This window comes from Bacillus sp. 17RED48 (assembly GCF_019837545.1).
GTDB lineage: Bacteria > Bacillota > Bacilli > Bacillales > Bacillaceae_G > Bacillus_A > Bacillus_A wiedmannii.
In genome coordinates this window covers 936564-959969 of record NZ_JADAXG010000002.1, presented here as the reverse complement: position 1 = coordinate 959969, position 23406 = coordinate 936564, and the positions used below count along the sequence as shown (strand labels likewise).

26 protein-coding genes and 4 pseudogenes are annotated in these 23406 nt (G+C 33.1%); 19 read left to right on the top strand and 11 right to left on the bottom strand.

Annotated features, from left to right (window positions below; all coding sequences use genetic code 11):
• The first annotated feature begins 58 nt into the window (after nt 1-58).
• The 4 genes from ILT06_RS11790 (at nt 59) to ILT06_RS11775 (ending at nt 3099) form a co-directional block, all read left to right on the top strand.
• Entirely contained in the window at nt 59-1498 is a 1440-nt protein-coding gene (locus ILT06_RS11790; protein ID WP_098111562.1) for a 6-phospho-beta-glucosidase, read from the top strand.
• Nucleotides 1499-1652: 154 nt separating this feature from the next.
• Entirely contained in the window at nt 1653-2111 is a 459-nt protein-coding gene (locus ILT06_RS11785; protein ID WP_222655112.1) for a MarR family winged helix-turn-helix transcriptional regulator, read from the top strand.
• Nucleotides 2104-2688, top strand: coding sequence for a CDP-diacylglycerol--serine O-phosphatidyltransferase (gene pssA, locus ILT06_RS11780; RefSeq protein ID WP_222655172.1), 585 nt, complete (start codon nt 2104-2106; stop codon nt 2686-2688). The genes ILT06_RS11785 and pssA overlap by 8 nt, the downstream gene beginning before the upstream one ends.
• Before the next feature lie 39 nt (nt 2689-2727).
• Nucleotides 2728-3099 (top strand): ATP synthase subunit I, encoded by a 372-nt coding sequence (locus tag ILT06_RS11775; protein ID WP_064473773.1) that lies wholly within the window; start codon nt 2728-2730, stop codon nt 3097-3099.
• A 143-nt stretch (nt 3100-3242) separates the two neighbouring features.
• On the opposite strand, the gene ILT06_RS11770 is transcribed toward ILT06_RS11775, so the two are convergent.
• The 4 genes and pseudogenes from ILT06_RS11770 to ILT06_RS11755 form a co-directional block, all read right to left on the bottom strand.
• A complete protein-coding gene (locus ILT06_RS11770) occupies nt 3243-3677 on the bottom strand; it encodes a hypothetical protein (RefSeq protein WP_064473774.1) in 435 nt (144 codons plus the stop codon).
• Between the two features lie 26 nt (nt 3678-3703).
• A complete protein-coding gene (locus tag ILT06_RS11765; RefSeq protein ID WP_081257056.1) occupies nt 3704-4060 on the bottom strand; it encodes a hypothetical protein in 357 nt (118 codons plus the stop codon).
• 92 nt (nt 4061-4152) lie between these two features.
• A complete protein-coding gene (locus tag ILT06_RS11760) occupies nt 4153-4305 on the bottom strand; it encodes a hypothetical protein (RefSeq protein ID WP_222655111.1) in 153 nt (50 codons plus the stop codon).
• A gap of 169 nt (nt 4306-4474) precedes the next feature.
• Nucleotides 4475-4846, bottom strand: a pseudogene (locus ILT06_RS11755) (dihydroxyacetone kinase subunit DhaK); the annotation flags it as partial.
• 37 nt (nt 4847-4883) lie between these two features.
• Between ILT06_RS11755 and ILT06_RS11750 the strand changes: the two are divergent.
• A pseudogene (locus ILT06_RS11750) lies at nt 4884-5003 on the top strand (ATP synthase subunit I); the annotation flags it as partial.
• A 105-nt stretch (nt 5004-5108) separates the two neighbouring features.
• Here ILT06_RS11750 and ILT06_RS11745 read toward each other — a convergent pair.
• The 4 genes and pseudogenes from ILT06_RS11745 to ILT06_RS33275 all read right to left on the bottom strand — a co-directional run.
• The gene (locus tag ILT06_RS11745; RefSeq protein WP_075310385.1) at nt 5109-5213 is read right to left on the bottom strand and encodes a YjcZ family sporulation protein; all 105 of its coding nucleotides are present in this window, start codon (nt 5211-5213) and stop codon (nt 5109-5111) included.
• Between the two features lie 746 nt (nt 5214-5959).
• On the bottom strand, nt 5960-7135 hold the full coding sequence (locus ILT06_RS11740; RefSeq protein ID WP_064473776.1) for an MFS transporter: 1176 nt from the start codon (nt 7133-7135) through the stop codon (nt 5960-5962).
• A gap of 282 nt (nt 7136-7417) precedes the next feature.
• On the bottom strand, nt 7418-7729 hold the full coding sequence (locus ILT06_RS11735) for an ArsR/SmtB family transcription factor (protein WP_064473777.1): 312 nt from the start codon (nt 7727-7729) through the stop codon (nt 7418-7420).
• 193 nt (nt 7730-7922) lie between these two features.
• Nucleotides 7923-8000, bottom strand: a pseudogene (locus ILT06_RS33275) (TetR family transcriptional regulator); the annotation flags it as partial.
• Nucleotides 8001-8160: 160 nt separating this feature from the next.
• Between ILT06_RS33275 and ILT06_RS11725 the strand changes: the two are divergent.
• From ILT06_RS11725 to ILT06_RS11715, 3 genes and pseudogenes are all read left to right on the top strand, one after another.
• Nucleotides 8161-8787, top strand: coding sequence for a VanZ family protein (locus tag ILT06_RS11725; RefSeq protein WP_064473778.1), 627 nt, complete (start codon nt 8161-8163; stop codon nt 8785-8787).
• Between the two features lie 45 nt (nt 8788-8832).
• Nucleotides 8833-9087: pseudogene (locus tag ILT06_RS11720) on the top strand (hypothetical protein); the annotation flags it as partial.
• A gap of 212 nt (nt 9088-9299) precedes the next feature.
• Nucleotides 9300-9875 (top strand): DUF2306 domain-containing protein, encoded by a 576-nt coding sequence (locus ILT06_RS11715; RefSeq protein ID WP_261784493.1) that lies wholly within the window; start codon nt 9300-9302, stop codon nt 9873-9875.
• Nucleotides 9876-9973: 98 nt separating this feature from the next.
• On the opposite strand, the gene dhaQ is transcribed toward ILT06_RS11715, so the two are convergent.
• Nucleotides 9974-10972 carry a DhaKLM operon coactivator DhaQ gene (gene dhaQ / locus ILT06_RS11710; protein ID WP_088047899.1) on the bottom strand — a complete coding sequence of 333 codons (999 nt, stop codon included), beginning with the start codon at nt 10970-10972 and terminating at the stop codon, nt 9974-9976.
• Between the two features lie 19 nt (nt 10973-10991).
• On the bottom strand, nt 10992-11558 hold the full coding sequence (dhaS, locus tag ILT06_RS11705; protein WP_000204220.1) for a dihydroxyacetone kinase transcriptional activator DhaS: 567 nt from the start codon (nt 11556-11558) through the stop codon (nt 10992-10994).
• A gap of 178 nt (nt 11559-11736) precedes the next feature.
• On the opposite strand from dhaS, the gene dhaK reads away from it, so the two are divergent.
• The 4 genes from dhaK to ILT06_RS11685 all read left to right on the top strand — a co-directional run bounded on the left by dhaK (nt 11737) and on the right by ILT06_RS11685 (nt 15728).
• Nucleotides 11737-13488: a dihydroxyacetone kinase subunit DhaK gene (gene dhaK, locus ILT06_RS11700; protein WP_222655110.1), complete on the top strand. Its 1752-nt coding sequence runs from the start codon at nt 11737-11739 to the stop codon at nt 13486-13488.
• A 224-nt stretch (nt 13489-13712) separates the two neighbouring features.
• Nucleotides 13713-14063 carry an SH3 domain-containing protein gene (locus ILT06_RS11695; RefSeq protein WP_000946188.1) on the top strand — a complete coding sequence of 117 codons (351 nt, stop codon included), beginning with the start codon at nt 13713-13715 and terminating at the stop codon, nt 14061-14063.
• 421 nt (nt 14064-14484) lie between these two features.
• Nucleotides 14485-15594 (top strand): response regulator aspartate phosphatase, encoded by a 1110-nt coding sequence (locus tag ILT06_RS11690; RefSeq protein ID WP_098103361.1) that lies wholly within the window; start codon nt 14485-14487, stop codon nt 15592-15594.
• Nucleotides 15591-15728, top strand: coding sequence for a Phr family secreted Rap phosphatase inhibitor (locus ILT06_RS11685; protein ID WP_000821340.1), 138 nt, complete (start codon nt 15591-15593; stop codon nt 15726-15728). The genes ILT06_RS11690 and ILT06_RS11685 overlap by 4 nt, the downstream gene beginning before the upstream one ends.
• A 466-nt stretch (nt 15729-16194) precedes the next feature.
• On the opposite strand, the gene ILT06_RS11680 is transcribed toward ILT06_RS11685, so the two are convergent.
• On the bottom strand, nt 16195-16305 hold the full coding sequence (locus ILT06_RS11680) for a YjcZ family sporulation protein (protein WP_000540371.1): 111 nt from the start codon (nt 16303-16305) through the stop codon (nt 16195-16197).
• A gap of 403 nt (nt 16306-16708) precedes the next feature.
• On the opposite strand from ILT06_RS11680, the gene ILT06_RS11675 reads away from it, so the two are divergent.
• From ILT06_RS11675 to ILT06_RS11645, 7 genes are all read left to right on the top strand, one after another.
• The gene (locus tag ILT06_RS11675) at nt 16709-16990 is read left to right on the top strand and encodes an LCI fold-containing protein (RefSeq protein WP_064473783.1); all 282 of its coding nucleotides are present in this window, start codon (nt 16709-16711) and stop codon (nt 16988-16990) included.
• Nucleotides 16991-17431: 441 nt separating this feature from the next.
• Nucleotides 17432-17572, top strand: coding sequence for a hypothetical protein (locus tag ILT06_RS11670; protein WP_170957612.1), 141 nt, complete (start codon nt 17432-17434; stop codon nt 17570-17572).
• Between the two features lie 786 nt (nt 17573-18358).
• Nucleotides 18359-20095, top strand: a complete 1737-nt coding sequence (locus ILT06_RS11665) for an S-layer homology domain-containing protein (protein WP_098103362.1) — start codon at nt 18359-18361, stop codon at nt 20093-20095.
• Between the two features lie 126 nt (nt 20096-20221).
• A complete protein-coding gene (locus tag ILT06_RS11660; RefSeq protein WP_064473785.1) occupies nt 20222-20857 on the top strand; it encodes a hypothetical protein in 636 nt (211 codons plus the stop codon).
• A 153-nt stretch (nt 20858-21010) separates the two neighbouring features.
• Nucleotides 21011-21325: a PadR family transcriptional regulator gene (locus tag ILT06_RS11655; protein WP_098103364.1), complete on the top strand. Its 315-nt coding sequence runs from the start codon at nt 21011-21013 to the stop codon at nt 21323-21325.
• 13 nt (nt 21326-21338) lie between these two features.
• Nucleotides 21339-21950, top strand: coding sequence for a DUF2812 domain-containing protein (locus ILT06_RS11650; RefSeq protein WP_098103365.1), 612 nt, complete (start codon nt 21339-21341; stop codon nt 21948-21950).
• A 260-nt stretch (nt 21951-22210) separates the two neighbouring features.
• The gene (locus ILT06_RS11645) at nt 22211-23377 is read left to right on the top strand and encodes an S-layer homology domain-containing protein (protein ID WP_098111556.1); all 1167 of its coding nucleotides are present in this window, start codon (nt 22211-22213) and stop codon (nt 23375-23377) included.
• Nucleotides 23378-23406: the final 29 nt, after the last annotated feature.

Below are 23406 nucleotides of genomic sequence, written 5' to 3'. Positions count from 1 at the left end.
TTCTTTAAAACTTACAATAGCTTTCTTCGTTCATTCTTATATAAAGGAGTTTTTCTATATGTCTAAAGTTAATTTTCCAAAAGGATTTTTATGGGGTGGAGCAACTGCAGCCAATCAAGTTGAAGGCGCATATGTAGAAGACGGAAAAGGGTTAACGACGGTTGATTTATTACCAACTGGTGAAAACCGTTGGGATATTATGAAAGGAAATATTCATTCCTTTACACCGGTAGAAGGAGAGTTTTACCCTTCACATGAGGCGATTGATTTTTACCATCGTTATAAAGAAGATATCGCTCTTTTTGCAGAAATGGGATTTAAAGCGTTACGTGTATCGATTGCGTGGACGCGTATTTTCCCAAGTGGTGAAGATGAAAAGCCAAATGAAGCAGGATTACAGTTTTATGATAATTTGTTTGATGAACTGTTAAAGCACGGTATTGAACCAGTTGTTACGATGGCTCACTTCGATGTACCTGTTCATTTAGTAGAAAAGTATGGAAGTTGGAGAAGTAGAAAACTTGTAAACTTCTTCGAGACGTACGCAAAAACTATTTTTAATAGATATAAAGATAAAGTGAAATATTGGATGACGTTTAATGAAATTAATATGCTTTTACATTTACCTTTCATGGGAGCAGGTCTAGCGTTTAAAGAAGGGGATAACAAAAAACAAATTCAGTATCAAGCAGCGCATCACCAACTTGTCGCAAGTGCGTTAGCTGTAAAAGCATGTCATGAAATCATTCCAGATGCAAAAATCGGTTGTATGCTTGCTGCGGGTGCAACGTATCCGTACACATGTAATCCAGATGACGTTCTTCGTGCGATGGAACAAGACCGTGAATCATTCTTCTTCATTGATGTACAAGCAAGAGGAGCATATCCTGGATACGCAAAACGCTTCTTTACAGATAACAATGTAACAATTGAAATGGAAAAAGAAGACGAGGAAATTTTAAAAGAGCATACAGTTGATTATATTGGCTTTAGCTACTATTCAAGCCGAGCAACAAGTACAGATCCAGAAGTGTTAAAAAGCATAACGAGTGGGAATGTATTCGGTTCTGTTGAAAATCCATATCTTGAAAAATCAGAGTGGGGATGGACAATTGATCCGAAAGGCTTCCGTATTACAGCGAACCAACTGTATGATCGTTACCAAAAACCGTTATTTGTTGTTGAAAATGGTCTCGGTGCAATTGACCAATTAAATAGTGAAGACGAAGTGAATGATGAATACCGTATTGATTACTTGCAAAAGCATATGATTGAAATGTCCGAAGCAATCCAAGATGGAGTAGATATTATTGGATATACAAGCTGGGGCCCAATTGACCTTGTAAGTGCTTCTACTGGAGAAATGAAAAAACGTTACGGATATATATACGTTGATAAAGATAATGAAGGAAAAGGGTCATTAAAAAGATCGAAGAAGAAAAGTTTTGATTGGTATAAGGAAGTAATTAAGACGAATGGTAAGAGTTTGGAGTCTTAAGTATGAAAGGGAGACATCTTAATGGATGTCTTCTTTTTTTCATTGTGAATGATGGAGCGACATTTCCCTTTACACGAACATAAAGGTATAATATAGTTTAGTTAAGTGAACTAAACTATTAGAAAACGAAATAACAGCATGGAGGAAGAATGCTATGACTAAATCGTATAAAGAAGTAATTAATGAAATGAATCGAGCCTACACGGAACTCTACATTTTACTATTTCAAGATTTAAAGGATGAGTTCGGTCTTACTGGGCAGCAAGAGAGCATGCTATTTCATATTCATTTAAATGAAAATACGACAGCAAATAACATTGCGAGTACGTTTAATATAACGAAAAGTGCGGTGAGCCAAGTTTTATCGAAATTGGAAAAGCAACAGATGATTTCAAAACAAGTTAATCCTAACAATAAAAGGGAGTATTTCCTTACAATTGGTCCAAACGGTAGTAAGTATATAGAGCAATTGGCAAAGTTAGATGATGTATTAATTGAAAAATACTTCTCAAAAATTGATATCAATGCCTTAGAGAAAATGACGGATACGTTAACAAAAATAAATAAAGTGATATTGGAAGAAAAGCAGAAGGATCTTGAGTCTAATGAGTAAGAAGCAAGATGAAGCAATTAGTAGAAAGGAGGAGAAGCGTGTGATGAGTTACATACCAAATATGATTACGATAGCAAATTTTGTGTGTGGGCTTTTGGCTATTCACGCTGTTTTCGTTCATGATATGTATGGTGCAGTTATGTTCATTATTACAGGTATGGTATTTGATCTGTTTGATGGTATGGTCGCTCGGAAACTAGATTCTGTTTCGGAAATGGGCGGTGAATTAGATTCATTTGCGGATTTAGTGACCTTTGGTGTGGCACCGTCTATTCTTGCATATAGTGTCGCTTTAAAAGATTTGCAGTTTATTGGGATGATAGGTGCCCTTGCGTATAGTATTTGCGGAATGCTGCGGCTTGCGAGATTTAATACACAACAAAGCAAACTCCCAACATTCATCGGAATGCCCATTCCATTTGCGGCAATGTGTCTCCTCATTTTATGCCTCCTACATAATCCAGTTTCCGTGGTATTGGGCACATGCGTACTCGCTTATTTAATGGTGAGCAAAATCAAATTCCCCCATTTTAAAAAGGATATATCGGAAGGTTTGAAGTCCGAAAGATGGGATTGATGATACGGTATTACAATGAGAAAGATAAAGGAGCATAACATGATTCGTATCGCATTAAGATCATTCAACATACAAATATATTGTTTGCTAGGCGTGATGTTATTGGGATGGTTGCTGACACCTTTTTCAGCCCAGTTTGTAGGGATAAGCGTTGGCCTTTTAGTTAGTATGTACTGCGCCTGGATCTTAGGAAGGCGTATTGAAAAGTTCGGAAATAGCATCGTACAAAAAGAAAAAGCACCAATGCTTGGCATGATGAATCGGTTTGCAGCCGCCATACTCGGCGCAGTTATTATGTATGAAATTGAACACCGTGAGTACATGTGGACATTTGCAGCTGGAATTATGGGTGGGTATTTCTTGGTTATTATTAATTTGGGGTATTATAGTATGAGAGATGCGGAGAAATAGATTAGTATATTTTAAATTAGAAATTAACCTCCACCTCAAGCATGGAAAGATATACTTGAGGCGGATTATTAACACTTACAATAAATTTCTCCCAAAATAAAACAATGAAAGCAAGTACTCCATTTTGAGTATGTTCTATAAAACTAGCTCTTCTTATTTTTTATTTTTTTAAACATAAATTTGTAAATTAACCATGTAATAATGATTACCACAGGAGTAATTAATGCACCGTTAAACATTTTTTGATATATGTATAAAACATTTAAAATTAATAAAGAAACTATTGTAATAATCATATTATATTTTGAAAAGATTTCTACGAATTTAGAATGTGCAAATAACTTTTTGTATATAAAGTAAAAGATTACAAAAAGGATTGTTGTTACTAAACTAAAAACACTAATTTGAAGATAAAATATAACTATTAAATTTGTTATTGCTATTATCATTAACCAAAAAATTATAAAAAAATTAGATAATACTTCTACACTTACTAATAGAGCTCCTAGCGCCGCAATAAAAGCAGCAATTTTATTTGAGGAATCACCTTTGTTATTAGAAGAATTTTGTCTATTCATGAATAAAAATCAGCTCCAATTTAATTTCAGCGATTGTTAAGTAATTGATTTATTTTTTGCTCAAACAGGACATCATTGAGGTTCGTTAATGATAATGTTCCATCATTTTGTTCATTTTGAGAAAATAACCATTGTTTTCCTTTGGTTTCAATAATAAAGAAGCCATTATCAGAAGTAATTTCTTTATTATCTTTTGTTTCAAGTTTTATTACGCTATATATATTTTTTGTTGTTTTTAGGTCTTGTAGGAATTTTTCTGCAGATTTTATATCAAAATCATGAGCAGTTAAAATTTTAATACTTTCTTGAGAGGGTAGTGTTATTAGTTTTTGAATGTTTTTTATTAAGTCAGTAGATATTGATCCATACTTTTTATTTTGCAAATGATCTTCTTTAATTGTAAGTTGTAAAAGAGTCTTTGATTCTACATATAATTGCTCATTGTTTATTTTTTGTATTTGATGGGTAATACCATTTAAACTTTGATATCCAATGATTGTTTTATTACTAAAATAGATATTTCCAGTTGTTGTTGTTGTTGTTGTTGTTGTTGTTGTGATTGCTCTTGTGCACTTTTAAATTTATTTGCTGTTTCTTCTAATAGCTCAGGTGTTACTAAAATTTTCAACTTTCTTTATCCCCCTTAAATAAGATAGCTATGTATATGAAAAAAATTCCATATAGAAATGATTATCTATTTTATATTATCAGAATTTCGTTTTGTGTGGTTGTTAGGATTTTTTTAACTAGGTGCATATAAAAAACAAGATGGGAACCTAGAGTCCCACCTTGTTTTATCACCAATTACCCACTCCAGCATCGGACTTCACCCACTTCACCCAATCCAAATCCTCTACCTTAAGCAAACTGAGCGAAACACCTTTCGTATCTAAAGAAGTTAGAAGGGTAACAACTTTTACGAATGTAACTTGTAATCCTTCAAGCTCACATAAACGGCGAATATGGTTTGCGAAAATGTATTGTTCCATTAATGGCGTTGTGCCGAGTCTGTTAATGAGGATGGCTAAGTTGTCCCCTTTTCTCCAGTGATAAATGCTTTTTAGTTTATTCATTAGTTCGATTGCTAATATTTCAGAAGAGGACAGCGCTTCTTTACAGTAATCTTTTTCAACACGAATACCGACAACGCAAAAGACTTTATCAGCGTTTTTAAAAGCAAGGAAAGTAGCTATTTCAATAGCTTTTGTGTTGTATGAAATTGAACACCATGAATTCATGTGGACATTTGCAGCTGGAATTATGAGTGGGTATTTCTTAATTATTATTAATTTAGGTTATTACAGTATGAGGGATGCGAAGGAATAAAGTGCTGTGTAAATCACTAATTTGGATGTGAAAACTTTCCTTTATAGAGAGCTTTTTATTACAAAGAAAAGACACCCATATAAGAGTGTCTTTTCCGATAGTTTTTTAGCAGAAGCAAGAAGCTCCAACAATGATCAATAAAATAAACAATACAACTAGTAAAGCAAAGCCGCCGCCACAATTACTACTACAACTACCACCAAATCCCATAATAGTTCCTCCTTTAATAAGAGGGGAAAACAAGGGGTCACTCATGTATTTTAATGGATTCAATTTACTTTATGTTTTTTACACAATAATTGAGCAGGTCCTTTTGAAAATAAAGAAAAGACACCCTAAGGTGCCTTCCTCCGACTTGAACCATCTTAATTTTAATAATATTGGACTCCCGTCCGAATATTATTTTACCATGTTAAGTTGTTTTTGGAAATATTTCATATCGATAATTGCAATACACGTTTTAGTTTTTGAATTATGTATCTGTCTAAACGTTGAAATTAATAAAGGAACGACATACTTGAGGGTTTTTATCCCGCTTTAATGGGCAGTAAGACCCCCACCTCAAAATTTAGCGAAAGCAAAGAATTTAGGTGGGGGATCAACTGCCCATAAAAGTCCGATTGGTTCAACTAATAATCAGTGGGGGATGAAGAAAACCCCCACTGATTAAAGTTTCACTTTATGAGTGATTACAATCATACCATTAAAAAGAACCCCATAAATGATAAACCATTCCACTAACAAAAAACACTAATCCTAAAAATAAAACAATTAAAGCAAGTACTCCATTTTGATTATGTTCCATAAATTTAGCTCCTTTTAGAATTATTTTTATATACAAAAAAGCCTTTAGTCGTAATTATGGCTAAAGGCTTTGAGCATTATACTTTTTAGTTAATAAAATCTAATAAGAAGAATTTATAATGTTTTTTATCGAATTTGGAACTGAAAATGTACTAGCTTGATAATGAAGCCTGGCTATTAGAATTGAAAAATTTTAGTTTTATTATAATTAATAGAAATGAGAGTAGTGTGAATATAAATCCGCACCAAATAAGCTGGTGAATACCTAAGTTTGAAATGAACCAGCCTCCAATAGTAGTTCCTAAAGTAATTCCGAGATTTGAGAACGAAACGAATAGACTGTTACCAAATTCGGGTGCTTCTTTAGCTTCACTTATTAACCATGTTTGACCAACAATTAATCCACCAGCATGTACGATTCCCCAAATGAATACTATAAAAATCATGGGAACAAGGTAGGAACCTAAATAATAAACCAATATGTAAACAATAGAATATAGAATAGGGAATGATATTACAGTGTTTATTATGCTTTTTTGCAGAAGACCACCAAATAAATGATTACCTAAAATCATAACTATACCAAATATGAATAGCATGATACTGATGAGAGATCCATTCATGGAAGTTACTTTTGCAAGGTACTCAGCGAAGTAGCTGTATACGGAAAACATGGCTGCAAAAAGGAATGTGACGGTTAAAATATTTAACCATAATCCTGGTTTGCCGAGTATACGAATTTGTTTGCCGAAAGACATTTTTTCTTTAACAGGCATAGAAGGAAGTAGGAGTAGTATTCCAATGAATGCAACAGTGTTAACGAATGCTCCGAATAAGAAAGCCATTTCGAGTGAAAATTGGTCTGCAAGGTAAGAGGTTAGTGGTACACCTAAAGCAAAGCCAACAGTAATTCCCATGAAAACTTTTGTAACCGCTTGACCGCTCTTTTCTGGAGGGACAAGTTTAGCTGCTGTTACAAGAGCGATTGAAAAGAAGAGTGGATGAAGCGCTGCCGGTAAAATACGAAAAATAAGCATGATTTCAAATTGCGTTGTATAAGCGTAGATTAAATTTGAAATAACAAATATGAAAATTGCTGTTAATAAAATTATTTTGCGATTCATACTAGAGACGAGCAGAATTAAGAACGGACCAGAAATAGCAACAACTAGTGCAAATATACTTACTAAAAATCCAGCTTGTGTAGTTGAAATTCCGAATTTTTCAGTGATTTGTGGTAATACGCCGACAATACCCATCTCGGTAGTAATAATTCCGAACACACCTATTGCGAGTGTCAGAATAAGTAAAGGATTTACTTTTTTCATTTATAAAACTCTCCATTCGTATCAGTATTTTGAAAGTAAATTCATTAACAAAGAAGCATTATTATAAGCATGATTGGATGCCAATATGATCAGGCGTATGTAATTTTAAATACAATAACAGATATCTAAATAACTAGATATGATATGTTAAAAAAATTTCTCCTTTCGATGTTTCTTGCTTTTATAGGCAGTGCAATTTATACAAAAGTCATTGGATACCTGTAAAAAGCAGAATGTATGAAAGCTAATAATCAATTAGTATGTTGATTATTAGCTTTCATTTTATAATTCGTTTTGGACGTATTCAGAAAACTTTCGTATTGTTTTTTCATTTCGACGATAGTAGGTCCATTTTCCAATTCGATCAGACTCTAGTAAGCCTGCTTTTTTCATAGTTAATAAATAACTAGAAATAACCGATTGGGCTAAGCCAGTTTTAAGCTGGATATCTCCTACACATACGCCAACTTGAAAGTTAAGGCCTTGTTCTAGATAAGGTTTTTCATCGAAATGGTTTTCTGGATTTTTCAACCATGATAAAATTTGACATCTTGTTTCATTTGACAATGCTTTATAAATTAATAAAGGTTCCATAAGGATATTATATCTACTTTTATAGATTTGTAAATGGGTTTTAGTGATTTTAAGGAAATAAGGTATAGTTGATCCCCTTGAATAGGAATAAGGTGCTCTTGATCTGTACCCTTTGTAAAGGACATTCTAAAAAAGTTAGGCAACCTAAAAAAGATGATTTCTGTATGCAAACAGGAGTCATCTTCTTTACATTCTATTGATAGAAAGAGTGATTATAGTACTTCATATATTTCTTAATTTCATGTTTTAACTGAACAAACGATTCACATGGTTATATACTACAAGGGTTGCATGTGAAGATTTAAGAAAAATTTTATATTTACCCCACTTTTTATTTTAAAAGTTTTTCCTATCCTATAAACAAGTTACATCAAGAAGGATACTAAAAACGACAAAGTCATAGATGAAATTGTAAAGTTAGGGGATTCCACATGCATACAGAAGTTTGGATGAGTTATTTGTATACTTATTTCTTTACTATTATGTTTTGTATTGTGTTTCAAATTGGATGTTATTTTAAAGCGAAAAACAATATATCTATTCTGCATTTTCTATGGGTATATGTTTTTCTATTCTACCTTTCGCTAGTGTATAAGGTGACGCAAATCGCGACTGTATGGGATATAAGTAGATATGAAACGTGGATTCGTGTAAATCAAATTAACTTGACTCTATTTGATACGGCAGGTAGTACGACGTATCTTTTGAATATTGTACTGTTTATGCCGTTCGGTTTTTTATTACCGGCTATTTGGCCACAGTTTAGAAAAATGAAAAACACAGTATGTGCAGGATTCTTTTTTTCATTGGCAATTGAGTTAAATCAATTACTAAATAATAGAATTACAGATATTGATGATCTATTTACGAATACCCTCGGGGCAATTGTTGGGTATGTAATATATAGAGTTTTATTTAAAATGTTTAAAATGATATGTAAAAGAGAGGGAAAAAAGCTTGATACGAACTCTTCTTTAGTCATAAAATACGAAGCTATTTTTTGTTTAGTGTGTTCATTTGTAGGTGCGATGTTCATTTATTATCCTGGAGACCTGTAAGCTTCCAATAAGATGGTTGCGATCTCGTTTATAAAATGATTCTAGTATTTCTTCCAATCAGCACAAGATTCTCTCTATACGCTATTAAGCTATTCAGCAGACTGTAAGATTGTCAGTAATCGTACTGGTGGGATTGAAATAAAAGCGGACAGTTTCTATCCAAGCTTTTCATTTATGTATGATGCGCAAGAATTATTTATTATTGGTGGAGAAGAGAAATGGTCTGATACCTATTATATAAAAAGGTTTTTCCATCTTGAGCAGATTACAGATGAGCTAATTATTGATTTAAGAAAATGAGAGACGAGAAGGAATAAATGAATAAACCCTCAAGTATAGAACGATATACTTGAGGGTTTTTATGTATGAAGAATGCTTTTCTATTTTTCCCTAGAATGAACAGTAATGTATAATCTAATTACTTAATGTAATAAGGAGGCAGTAAAATTTGGTTTGTATTTACTTTTTTTGCTCTTTTAGTAACTGGCTATGTTGTTGTCCAATATTTTATTATGGATGGATTTCAAACAGGGCTTGTAAAAGCGAAGCTTATGTTTGGATCTAAATTAAGTGCGTTCTGGTATATGATGCTATTTATACATATTACAACTAGTATAGTAGCATTAGTAACTGGCCCTTTTACATTATCCACTAAATTTAGAGAAAAGAATATCAACCGTCATCGAATAGTTGGGAGAATCTATATGTTTGGTATATTATTAGGAGGCGTTTCTGGACTGTACCTATCCTTTTATGCTACGGGAGGGTTGGTAGCGAAGTTAGGTTTCGGTTTGTTATCCGTATTTTGGCTAACATCAGCATATCAAGCATTAAATAGAGTTAAGAATAAAAAAATTAAAGAGCATCGGAATTGGATGATTAGAAATTATTCTTTAACCTTTGGAGCAGTTACATTAAGAATTTGGCTACCGTTGTTTATCGTTCTATTTGGAATAGAGCGGTTTGAACTTAGTTACGCTATTATTGCTTGGTTAGCGTGGGTACCCAATTTAATTGTTGCAGAATTATTCATAAGAAAAAGATTTAATAAAGGAAAGTACGAAGGAAATGAGGATTTACATTTTTGATATAAATTTGCTGTAATATTGAGGACAGAATTTTTTTTATAGCTGAATTACATACAAAAATAGGATGGCCCATTGAAGCCATCCTATTTTTATTTGTATTACCAACTAGCAGTTTCCGTATTTTCCTTCAACCACTTCACCCAATCCAAATCTTCTACCTTAAGCAAACTGAGCGAAACACCTTTCATATCTAAAGAAGTTAGCAGCGTACCAACTTTTACGAATGTAATCTGTAATCCTTCCAGCTCACATAAACGGCGAATATCATTTGCGAAAATGTATTGTTCCATTAATGGAGTTGCGCCTAGTCCGTTAATGAGAATGGCGAAGTTGTCACCTTTTCTCCAGCGATAAATGCTTTTTAGTTTGTTCATTAGTTCGATCGCTAATATTTCAGAAGAGGATAGTGCTTCTTTACGGTAGCCTTTTTCGCCGTGGATACCGACGCCATAAAAGGCTTCATCGTCGTTTAATGTGAATGAAGCTTTTCCTTTCACTGGATCGTTTGCAGGTGAAAGGGCGACGCCTAAAGTGTGTAAGTTTTCGGCGATAGAATGGCCGAGTGTTGTTAGTTCATCTAAAGAGTGACCTGCAAGAGCGGCCGCACCGAGTATTTTTTGAACGAAAACAGTACCAGCGACGCCGCGTCTTCTTTTATTAAACGAAGCATCATCTTCAATTGAAACGTCGTCATTTACGATGATGTGGTCAATTTGTCTTCCTTCTTCTTTCGCGATTTGTTCTGCTGCTAGAAAATTTGCTACGTCATCTTTAAAGTTTTTGATGATGAATAAAATACTTTTATCTTTTGGCATGAGGCGAGTTGCTGCAATAATTTGTTCCACTGTAGGTGGAGTGAAAATACTGCCGTTTACTGCCGCCGTAAGCATACCTTTTCCTACATAACCAATATCAGCTGGTTCGTGTCCGCTACCACCGCCGCTTATGATGACAACGTTTTGCTTCATTTTTTCGATATCTTTCACATAAATGATGTTATTTGTTTCGTCGTAATTTACTTTGTCGTTATGTTCAAAATAAAAGCCATGCATCATATCTTGAACGATATTTTGTACATCATTCATAATCTTTTTCATTGCTTTTGCCACCCTTTAATTACTTTGCTGATTGCTCCAGTAATAGTAGTAATTGATTGTTTATCATATTTTTCATGAGAGAAGACATAATGGATGGATCTACTTCGCACTTGCTTTCAATCCAATCTTTAATCGTGCCAACGAAGCCGTGACTATAAAAAGAGGCAATCGTATTTTTCGTCTCATCAGAAAGGCTGAATCCACAGCTCACAGATAATTCATCAATAATCTTCATATATAAGTTTTTCGTATGCTCAAATAAATAGTGATTAAACGAGTTTTGCTCAATGACTTTAAAAGCATTTCGGTAAAATTTTTGATTTTCATAAAAGTAATCAAATAATAAATCGAAAATATTTTCCCACGTTTCATAGTCGAGAAAGTCGATAATGTTTTCTTTCGTTTCTTCTCTATAAATCCAGCTTAATAGCTCAAATTTATCTTTAAAATGATAATAAAAAGTTTGCCTACGCATTTGACAGTGTAACATAATATCGCTCACTGATATTTTATGAAACGACTCTGTTTCCATTAAATACTTCAATGAATTTGCGATTATCTTTTTAGAAATTATAGAAGAGGTCATCTGAATCATCCCTAGAATGTTAGTAATATGAAAATCCTACCTACAAATGAGAGCGGTGTCTTTAGACAGATTGTCCATTTTGTCCGTTTACTATAAAACGCTTTCATTTTAACATGGATAGTAAGAAGAAGATTTCAAATATATCACAATATATTAAAGGAATTGAGGGAGAATCACAATGAAAAAGATTATAAACAAACCAGAAACATTAGTAATGGAAATGTGCAACGGAATGGTTATGGCTCATCCAGAGCTTGAGCTTTTGAAAAAATATAAAGTCATTAAGAAGAAAGAAATGAACGAAAATAAAGTAACGTTAATTAGTGGCGGCGGTAGTGGTCATGAGCCAGCACATGCAGGATTAGTCGGAAAAGGAATGTTAGATGCGGCAGTGTGCGGAGATGTGTTCGCGTCGCCTTCACAAATTCAGGTGTATCAAGCGATTAAAGAGACAACTAGTAAAAAAGGTACGTTATTAATTATTAAAAATTATAGCGGCGATATTATGAATTTCAAAAACGGAGCACATTTAGCGACGGAAGATGGAATTGAAGTTGACTACGTAAAAGTGGATGATGATATTGCGGTAGAAGATAGTCTATATACAGTAGGACGCCGCGGCGTTGCGGGCGTTATTCTCGTTCATAAAATTGCTGGCGCAGCAGCAGAAGCAGGTATGGATTTAGGAGCGGTGAAAGCTGTCGCAGAAAAAGCAGCGGCTAACGTGCGTACAATCGGTTTAGCGTTGACGTCTTGTACAGTTCCAGCGAGCGGATCACCTACTTTCACACTTGCGGAAGATGAAATGGAATACGGCGTAGGTATTCACGGCGAACCAGGAATTAAACGCGAAAAAATGTTGTCAGCGGATGAATTAGCTAACCGTATGACAAATGATTTAATGAAAGATTTAGGAGTAAAAGACGGCGAAGAAATTGCGCTTTTAGTTAACGGTTTTGGCGGAACACCACTGCAAGAACTTTACTTATTTAACAACGCAGTTACGAGAGAACTAGCTGCTAGAAGCATTAAAATAAACAGAGTATTCGTTGGCAACTATATGACGAGTATCGATATGGCTGGTATGTCTTTAACAGTAATGAAACTAGATGATGAGCTAAAAACATTACTATCGAAAGAATGTAATACACCAGCGTTTAAAGTAGATGGACCAGTTGAAAGTGTAGAGTACGTGAATGTACTTGAAGATGTAGAAGAGAAAGAAGTTTCCTTCGAAATAGAAACAGCGGAAGAGCATGCTGTTATAAAAGATAATGTCATTACATTAAACAACATGATCTATCTCGTTGATAAAATGAGTGACGTTATTATTAAAAACGAAGTACCGTTCTGTGAGTTAGATACACATGCGGGTGACGGCGACTTCGGAATGAGTGTTGCAAAAGGATTTAAGCAACTAAAACGTGAGTGGCATTCTATTGTAGATCAAGAGAACGTAACGATCGGATCATTCCTTGACGGCTGTTCAATGATTATTATGGAACATTGCGGCGGCGCATCTGGTCCAATTTGGGGCGGAGCATTCCGCGCAGCTAGTAAAGCAGCAGGCGAAAAACGTGAGTTAACAGTGAAAGAATTCGCTGAAGTGTTGCAAGCAGCACTGCAAGGCATACAATCTATCGGTGAAAGATCATTCGGTAGAGGAGCAGTAGTTGGTGACAAAACACTTGTTGACGCACTTGCTCCATGTGTAGACTCTTGGTTAGCTAGCGCTTCAAACGAAGAAGATATGAAAATTGCCTTTGAGAAAGGAGCAGAAGCAGCAGTTAAAGGAGCAGAGTACACGAAAGAAATCGTTGCTCGCATGGGCCGCGCCGGTACAGTTGGTGAAAGAAGTTTAGGCTACCCAGATGCAGGTGCACATGCACTTGGAGTTATCTTTACGGAGATTGCGGGTAGTTTGAAATAGAAATTAGAAAGTCCCTCTGTCTTAAGGCGGAGGGACTTTTATATAGTTGGTAGAAGACTACTTTCGGGCTCTCTCTGTAAAATATGAGTTTGTTAATATTTTTGATAAAATCTTATTTCAAAACTACAACTAATATTTCTCAACATTAATATATTGAAAATAGTTAGAATATTTAAGATAATCATTTATGAAGCAATATATTATAAAAAAAGGGGGAATTTATTTTGTTACGTCGCTTATCTATTTGTACTTTATTAACAGCTTTTATGTTTACTTTGTTTACATTTAACGGCTCTGCTTTTGCGGCTACGAATACTACTGAAAATAAAACTGTAGTAGCAGCTTGTGCAAAGGGAGGTACGGTAGGTGTATATGGTGCAAAGATGCGCAGTGGTTACACTGTTGGATCACCTGTCTTACATACATTTAATGATGGTGCGAAAATTACTGGAACATGGGTAACTGGTGAATATGTTCAAGGTCATTACAGTAATTCTAAACAGTGGTTAAAAGTTACATATAAAGGGATGACAGGTTATGTATCCCATACAACATTATATAACGTTTGCTCATAAAACTATGTACTATAATAATAACTCTCGATAAAAAGAACTAATCTCTTTTAGGGATTAGTTCTTTTTATCCCTTTTAGAATATCCACATTTAACCAATTCAGTGTATAGATAACCATTTTTTTCTAAGGGTTTATTGGATTAATAGTTTTAATGTTAGTTGTTAATTAGTATGGGGAAATTTATCATGCAATGAAGAGTGAGAAATCAAGAATTATAAAAAATTATAGTATCTTTGATTTATATGTTTATTTTTTATATAGAAACGAATAAGGGACAGAAAAAGTTATAAGTTTAAAGAGTTGAAATGGTGAAAGTGTATTGAGAAATTTTTTTGAAACAATAATATTCAGAAAATTAAATGTTTTCTGGGCTTATTTTTGTTATTATGTTAGTAATCTATAGACAAAGGAGAAGGATCTATATGAGTGTACATGTAATAAAAAAGGAAGAAATCACTTTACTTTTACATGAGTGGTATCGAGAAATTCGTTCACAGAATTTCGTTAAGGCAAAGGAATTAAAACAAAGTATTGATACAAAAATTAATAGTATGGAAGAAGATCAAAAGAATACAGAGTTTCATTCACTTTTAGATTTTAGATTTAAAATGTTGAGTGCAGAGTTTTATCCCCATCAATCTGACATATCTAAGAATGATCTAAGAAAAATGAAGTTAAATGAAGCGCCATCAGATGAATCTCTATTATATTATTACCATTTCTTTAAGGCTTCTCATGCTACGGTAAACGGTGATTTTAAAGTGGCTGAAAAGCATTATGGAATAGCAGAATCTTTGTTGGAAAATATTCAGGATCCAATCGAAAAAGCAGAATTTAACTTTAAGCTATCCAGCTACTATTATCATGTTTGCCAGCCTATTTTAGTCATTCAATATGCAACTAGAGCAAGAAATACATTTGAAGGGCTGTACGGGTATAGTAGGAAGGTCGCAGCATGTGACAATGTTCTTGGGTTAGCATGTGTAAAGCTAAATGAATTTGAGCAGGCAGAAGTTTATTTTATGTCGTCTCTGGATATTTTGAAAAAGCAAAATGAAGAGGAGTTAATGTTACGAGTTCGACATAGTTTAGGGGTTATGTATGCAGAGCAAAACCTATCTGATTTAGCACTTCGTTATTTATCAGAAGTATCACAAAAAATCCCGAATCACTTTAGAGCGATTTTTTTGGAAGCTAGAGAGAATTTAAAGTTAGGAAAAACAAAGCTTGCAGCGTCTTTAATTGAAAAAGGATTAGTAATCTGTAATGAACTAGAACAAAAAGAATATGAACATCATTTTAAAATTCTAAAGGGAATGAATGAGAATGTTTCTGCTGAAGAATTAGAGTTAGCTATTTCTAAAGGAATTTCTTTCTTTAATGAAGTAGGTTTATGGCAATATGTCCAGGAATATGCTGAAAAGTTAGCGGTTAAATATCATAAAGAAGGAAATTCAATAAAATCTAGTGAATACTTCTATTTAGGATATAAAGAAAAAGAAAAAGGTTTTCAGAAAGGGGCTTTAAAATGAAAAGAATCATAAGCAGCTCAATTGGATTAATAATTACGGTCATACTATTAAATGGAGTAAATGCTCCAACAGACCAATCAAAGGTTAATACAACAAACGTTATACAATATACGCATGGAGAGCCGTGGGGCTGATGGAATATTGAAGTATAAAGAGTTGTTAGATCAAAGTGAAGAAAAAGTAATTATTAGGTATTATATAGATGAAACGCTCAAATGAGCGTTTTTTTATTTTATAATCAGATGATTTATTTTCATATGTACCGCAGTAAAAACTTATTCCTGACTTAAAAAAGAGCCTCACCGGAATGGTGTTTTTTATACGATTATCTATTCTTGGATATTATAAATAGCATCTATATGAACTTATTTTTTATTAAAAATAATAGAGTTTTTCAACAAGGTATTTCCTTTGTGGGAGAAAATGGTCCCAAATTCTTTTAGTTAAAAGCTCATGTCTTAAATCGATTCATATTTGAGGTATGACGAATGCGAAAAATGAAAAACACGAATCCAATCGTGATAAAAGTTTGGAACTAGATAATGAATAAGGCACATAAAGAAAAGGTACCCATATATAGGTACCTTTTCTAATAGTTTTTTAGCAGAAACAACTACATCCGATAATGATTAATAGAATAAATAATACAACTAGTAAAGCAAATCCTCCAGCGAAACCGCAGCCTTCGCCGCAACTACCACCATATCCCATAACAATAGTGCCTCCTTTAGATAAGAGGGTAAAACTAGGGTTCATTCCATAGATTTTAACGGGTTCACTTTACCTTATGTTTTAAAGAATGAATTGAGCAGGTCCTTTTGAAAATAAAGAAAAGACGCCATTAGGCGCCTTCCTGTTAGGTAGATAAGACTTTAGTTTTCCAATCTAAAGAAATTTTGTATCAGCTCTTTGTGAGTATATCATAATATTCGATTGATTTATTATGCATTGTTACATACTTTTTTTATTACCTCTATTTTCCATTTGATAAAATAAAATCCCAATATTACCAAAAATCAAATAAATATTTCTACATATTCAAGATATTTACATAAATTACAAAAGTGATACATTTAAGTTGTAAGCTATAAAAACTATTAAAGGGGGATTTATTATGTTCAAGAAATTAGTAGTGGGAGCATTAGCAACTGGTATTGCATTAACAGGAGGAATTGGGGCAGCTTCGGCTGATACGCAAAAAGCTGTGAACTCTCCGAAGCAAGCAGCATGCTCAATTCCTTATGAGTATTCTAATGGTAAATTCAAAAGAACTCTTTATTACTCAAATGGAGTATATGCTAATAGTTTTAATGAAAATGTTTGTGGCGGGACGATTACGTGGTATTTAAAACATGTTCAAAATGGAGTTGCTTTTTACGAAGGTAATTTAAAATAGTAGATTTTTTGAACCTCATTTATTGAGGTTCTTTTATTTTTAGTTTTTAAACTGATTCTCCATAAAAAAGGCACTCAAAGGTTCTTTCCTCCGATTGAATATTATTTTATTATGTTAAACAATATGGGACATTGAGCAATATGATTCAATCCTATTATTAATCAACTTTATAGAAAGGTATGTTCAAGCGTTGTCATAAAGGCTAGGGGATTTATTAAATAGAAATAATTAGTGGTAATATAAAGTGTTTTTTACCTAATAAACCTTTTGAATTCTAAATATTAACTCTAAAGTAATTCATTTCATAAATTTTAATTTTTTGCTAACGCTGTTATTATTTTATACATTATTATTCCAATAAGCGTTGTGTTAATTAGTTATTTTCTGATAATATCTCTGTGTGTTTTACTCTAATAATTATAAAAAGGTGGTGTTTTCTTTATGTCAAACATGTTTCATAAAATTGGTGATGCGATTGAAAGGAGTATGTATTTTAAATCTTGTTTTTATATCTTAACAGGGGCTCTGCTTATTTATATTGGTTACATTGTAGGTAAGTGGGTGGGTTCTGCTGTATTTTAGAGTGAAAAATGGAATTTAATCAAGAAAAAAGAATTTTTTCAAAAGGTGTATTAATATAAAATTAATATTACTTAAACGTAATATAATTAACTTAAGAATAATAGATATCGTTATGAATTCAGTATTAAAAAAAGAAATGCCTAATTTAGCAGTATAAAGTAATGAGGAATTAAAAAACATTGATGTTCATGGTGTCTACAGCAGTTTTTTTACTGGTCACTTTACTGTGTATTACGTTATATTTTAAAACACACGATAAACGTTTTATGTATCTTGGATATGTATCATTATTTTTAACTTTTTTTGTTATTGGTACTTTTTTATAATTAAATGTCCAGTGGTTTATCACAAATTTAATTAAGAAGAGCATATATAAGAGAGAAAAGGCATTCATAAGAATGCCTTTTCTTTATCAATAGCCCGAGGAGAAGAGAATATACAGATTTTGATGTGGTACTTCTTGAGCAAATAGTTGTAATTCATCAGATACAGAAATAGACATACAAAAACGCCATCTTTTCCTATGATTCTACAGAAAGAATTAGGATAGAAGTAAAGCAATTTGGTTATAAATGATATTTTCGACATGATACAATAGACCCTTTTATATATCCGCAAGTAAAACAACATAATATTAATACGGAAAAATATAATAATATGAGTTTTTGCATATTTCGAAACTTAATATATCCTTCAAAAAATTTTAATAGTATAATATGTTTTGTCATATTATTTTAGATTTTTCGACAAAATATAAAAATAGAGAACGTATTGGGAGAAGGAATTATGTACACAAAACTATTAAAATCAATTACATCATTAACACTTATTGGTGGCGCTTTATTATATACAAATGGCAGTGATGTGAAAGCTGCTGAGGCAGGTGTTTTTTCTGATGTTCCTACATCGCATTGGTCGTATCCCGCGATTAAAGATTTAGCGAGTAAAAATATTATTTCCGGTTATGGAAATGGAATATTTGGTTTTGGAGATGTTGCGACGAGAGAGCAAGTTGCAGCTTTAATTTATCGTGTGTTAGTACCGAATAAGCAAGGTGGTACGTTCAGTAATGAAGGTGCTCGTTACGTATTAAAAGATGGATCTACTTTAAATAATCCGTATCGAGATATTCGCTCAGGTTCAACATTGTTTCCAGAAGAGGTTTTAACGTTAACGAAATTAGGGGTTTTTAAAGGTGATGCAAACGGTGGATTTAGACCGAAAGACTCTGTTAGCCGCGCAGAAATGGCACAAATTCTTACAAACGCTTTCCATCTTTCTGCGAAACAAAAGCATACATTTAATGATGTTCCAAGTGGTTATTGGGGTGAAAATGCAATTAGTGCGGTGCAATCAAACGGGATTGCTTCTGGTACAGGCGAAGGGGGATTTGAGCCATATAGCACGGTAAAACGTGAACAATATGCACAGTTTTTATATAATACTTTGAAATATAAAAAGCCTGAAGTTGCGGTGCAAGATACAGGAGATGCAGCGTTATTAGCAGCATTTAAAGATGAAGTGCAAAAGCGTATTAATGCGTATGAAACGAATATTACACTTCCATATAAAACGAAAAATAGTAATCATGAAGAAGTAATGAAGACACTTTTCAACGCCTATAAAGAAGTCGCAAGTAAAAATGAGTATACAAATTATAATAGGTCGAATGTTTCATATGGAATTTCTGGATCACCTGGAAATTATACGTTTACGTTAAAGATTACATATCGTGAAACGAAAGAACAAACGGAATATGTAATGAAGCAAGCAAAGGCAATCGTTTCTTCTATTACGCAAGTTGGAATGGATGATCATGAAAAAGTGAAGGCGATTCATGATTATGTCGTAAAGCATATTTCTTACGATACGTCTTATAAAGCTTACACAGCATATGAAGCACTCGTAAATCGTTCTGCGGTTTGCCAAGGTTACGCACTATTAACCTATCAATTATTAAAAGAAGCTGGGATTGAGAATCATTTTGTAGTAGGAACTGGAGACGGTCAGCCTCATGCTTGGAACTTGGTGAAAATCGAAAACAAATGGTATCACCTTGATACAACATTCGATGATCCAATACCAGATGAACAAGGCCGCGTAACATATTCTTATTTCAACTTATCAGATGAGCAAATCGCAAGAAATCATGAGTGGAACAGAAGTGATTATCCGCAAGCTACAACAAATTATTATAGTACATTAACAAATAAAATTGCGGCAGGTAGTACGAAAATCCCTGCATATCAGCAAATATTAAAAGATACAAAGTTAAATTATTTAGGAAATGAATACATCGCAAACAACTATAATGAATTCAAAAATAAAATGCAGCAACGTTATAACGAAAAGTCACCAAAGATTGAAATTCTTTATAAACAATCAATGGATGGCGCATTGCAAGATGTGAAAAAAGTAATTGGAGAAATTGGTTATCCACAAGGGGCGAACCGTGTTTCTTATAAAGCTGAGCCGTATAATGCGAAAGAAGGATATTCTTTAGTGACGATTACGTTTATGTAGTGAGAATGAGAAAAAGCATCTGTTTCAGATGCTTTTTTATTATTTTAGTTCGACAAAATATGACAAAGGAACATAGCTACATCTGTTATGATGACTTTGGTAATTTTACATTTTGGAGGATTAATAATGAACAAAAAGAAGATTTTAGCTGCGTTAATAGGAATCATAGTGTTACTTGTAATTATTAATGTAGTTATTGCGAAGGGAAAAACGACATCAACTAGTGAAAAAATGTACACTGAGAAAGAATACAATAAATTAGTAGATGAACATTATGAAGAAATGCAAAAGTTAAAAAGTGATATGGGTGTATTAGAAACTGAAAAAAAATCTCTTGATGCGCAAGTTAAGAAGTTAAAAGATGAATTAGCGAAAAAAGAGCAAGAAGTAGTACAACAGCCAGTTCAACAAGAACAACCTAAGCAACAACCAGCCCCAGCTCCACAGCCGGAAACGAAAGAAGAGCCGAAACAAGAACAGCCTACAGGGGCATTCGCAAACCCTGTGAAAAGTATAAATAAAACAGATGCAATGAACAAAGTGAAAGAAAAAGCGAAGCAAGACTTTCAAGATGATTATATGACGCAAAACTTTGTTGCGGATGAACAATCAAAAGCATTTGATTTCTTAAACGGAGTAGAGATCAAATCACAAGAAGAATTGAACGTGATGAAGAAGGCATTGGGAGATTTTCCTAACGATTTTATGACCGCAAAGTTTGTTTATGAAGAGCAAATGAAAGCAAAGAATAAGCAAGGGTAATACAAAAACGCTATCTTTTTAAAAAGGTAGCGTTTTTGTTATGAAGCATAAAGTTATTTCTGTATTTGACATATACAGTCAAACTGTATAAAATCAAACTATACAGTTCAACTATATAGTTTAGATATATATATCGTTACATTGGAGGTCTTTATGAATAGAGATAAAAATTTACCATTAACGGAAACAACGTATTACGTTCTTTTAGCGTTATTAGAGCCAGCTCATGGATATTTAATTATGCAAAAGGTGGAAGAACTGAGTAATCATCAAGTAAAAATCGCAGCGGGTACATTGTATGGTGCGGTTGAAAATTTATTAAAACAAGGGTTAATTGAATCGGTAAAAAGTGAAGATAAACGAAGAAAAGTATATGTCATTACGGAACGTGGGAAAGAAGTATTGAACTTAGACTTTATGAGAATGCAGCACATTATTGAGGTTACAAAAAGTTTATTACACGTATAGTTAGGGGGAAACGATGATGTGGAGATTGAAATTCTTTTTAGACTTTGAGAAAGAGGAAAAATGGTTAGAAGAGATGGCTTGGAAAGGCTATCAACTAGAAAGCAATACATTTGGTTATACATTTAGATATACAGAGCCGGAAGATGCGACGATTAGAATAGACCATAGGGTATTTAGTAGAAAAAGTGATTTTATGAATTACTGCACATTATTTGAAGATAGTGGCTGGGAGCATATAGCTGGTAATCGGTGGTCAGGTACGTACTATTTTAAAAAGATAAATGAAGAAAGTGAAGATGACATTTTTTCAGATCAAATGTCACGAGCAGGGAAGTATAAACGTCTATCTAAAACATTTTTAGAATTAGCAATCTGTTATTTACCGATATTATTTCTATTTATGTATAGTAATACGATGAATTTAGGAGCGTTTGTAAATCCGAAAGAACTATATTTGACGCCTGGATTATGGGATAAGCAAGGCGTATCATTTCTATGGTCATTCTTATTTGAAACGCCATTTGCATTAATGAGAGGACTTTTTTTGACGTTTATCCCCGTTGCGACATGTATGTTTTTCGTTTGCTCTTATAAAGCAAATCGGTTGTATGAAGAGAGAAGATGATAGGAGAAATCCCCTTAGAGCTGACGCTTTGAGGGGATTTTTTGAGTTCGTAAATGGTATCTTTTTAAAATGGATAAAGGGAAAGAATGCGCATTGGAAACAAGTTATTATGATTATCATTTTATAAATAGTATCCAATGGAATAATACACTTAAAATATCCAAAATTAACCTACGTTTAATATCTTTATATATTAACATTAAAAAGTATGTGCAATATTCTTTATGAACACGCTATGTTAAGGATAAGGGGATTCAATTATGAATTTTAAACAACTAATCTTGGTGGGGACGGTTATTGCATCAACAACACTAACTCCTCTAACAAATGTACAAGCAGAAAACACGATAGGATTTAAAGATGTTCCTGCAAATCACTGGTCTTATAAAGCGATTAGGGATTTAAAAGAGAAAAATATTGTAGCTGGTTATGGAAACGGAATGTTTGGTTTTGGTGATAATATTACACGAGGACAAGTAGCTAGACTAATATATGCCTACTTGAAGCCGGTAGATGAACTTAATACACAAAACTCTTTCACAGATATAGAAGGTCATATGTTTGAAAAAGAAATTTTAGTTCTTAATAAAGCTGGTATTATGAACGGATTTGGTAATGGGAAATTTGGTCCAGATAATGTTTTAACACGTGAACAATTAGCGGTTGTATTAACCAAGGCTTTTAACTTCAAAGCAACATCTACTACGACTTTCAAAGATGTAGATAAAAATTACTGGGCAACAAATGCTATTAGTGCATTACAAGAAAATAAAATTTCTACTGGTACGGATGATAATATGTTTGAACCTATAAGTATCGTAACTCGTGAGCAGTATGCACAATTCTTATACAATGCTATTATTAAATCCGAAAAACCAGAAAAAGAGCCTGAGTCAAAGCCTACTGTTATTCCGCAAGATTTAGCAGACGATGATATTTATTATGACAAAGATTATTGGATGAATGGATCATCTGTATTAAAAAAATCTATCTCTAAGGAAGCGCAAAATCTTGTTACTGAAATTAATGCAAAATATAATGTGAATTTAAAGTACAGTGATATAGGAGGTCCATATTCAGAAGTATTTTTAAAAACTCCTAACTTAAGAGGATTTGCTGATTTCGGTAGCAATTTCTATGTACGTGGTAATAATGAAAATGACTTTTTGGTCATGTTTGTAATTGATAACGCTAAAGATGACAAATCATTAATAGAGTTAGCCAAAAAATGGATTAGCATGATAAATCCGAACTTAGATTTAAGTAAAGAAATTGATACACGATTAGCTTCTAATGTAGAAAAAGATGAATATGATGTAGGAGATACACACAAGCTTATGATAGAAAAAAATAATCTTAAAATAGATATAAGCTTAACTTCACAATTTTATAATAGCGATCAAATGTTTATTAAAGTCTATAAATAAAAGAGGAGTGAGATTTCACTCCTCTTTTA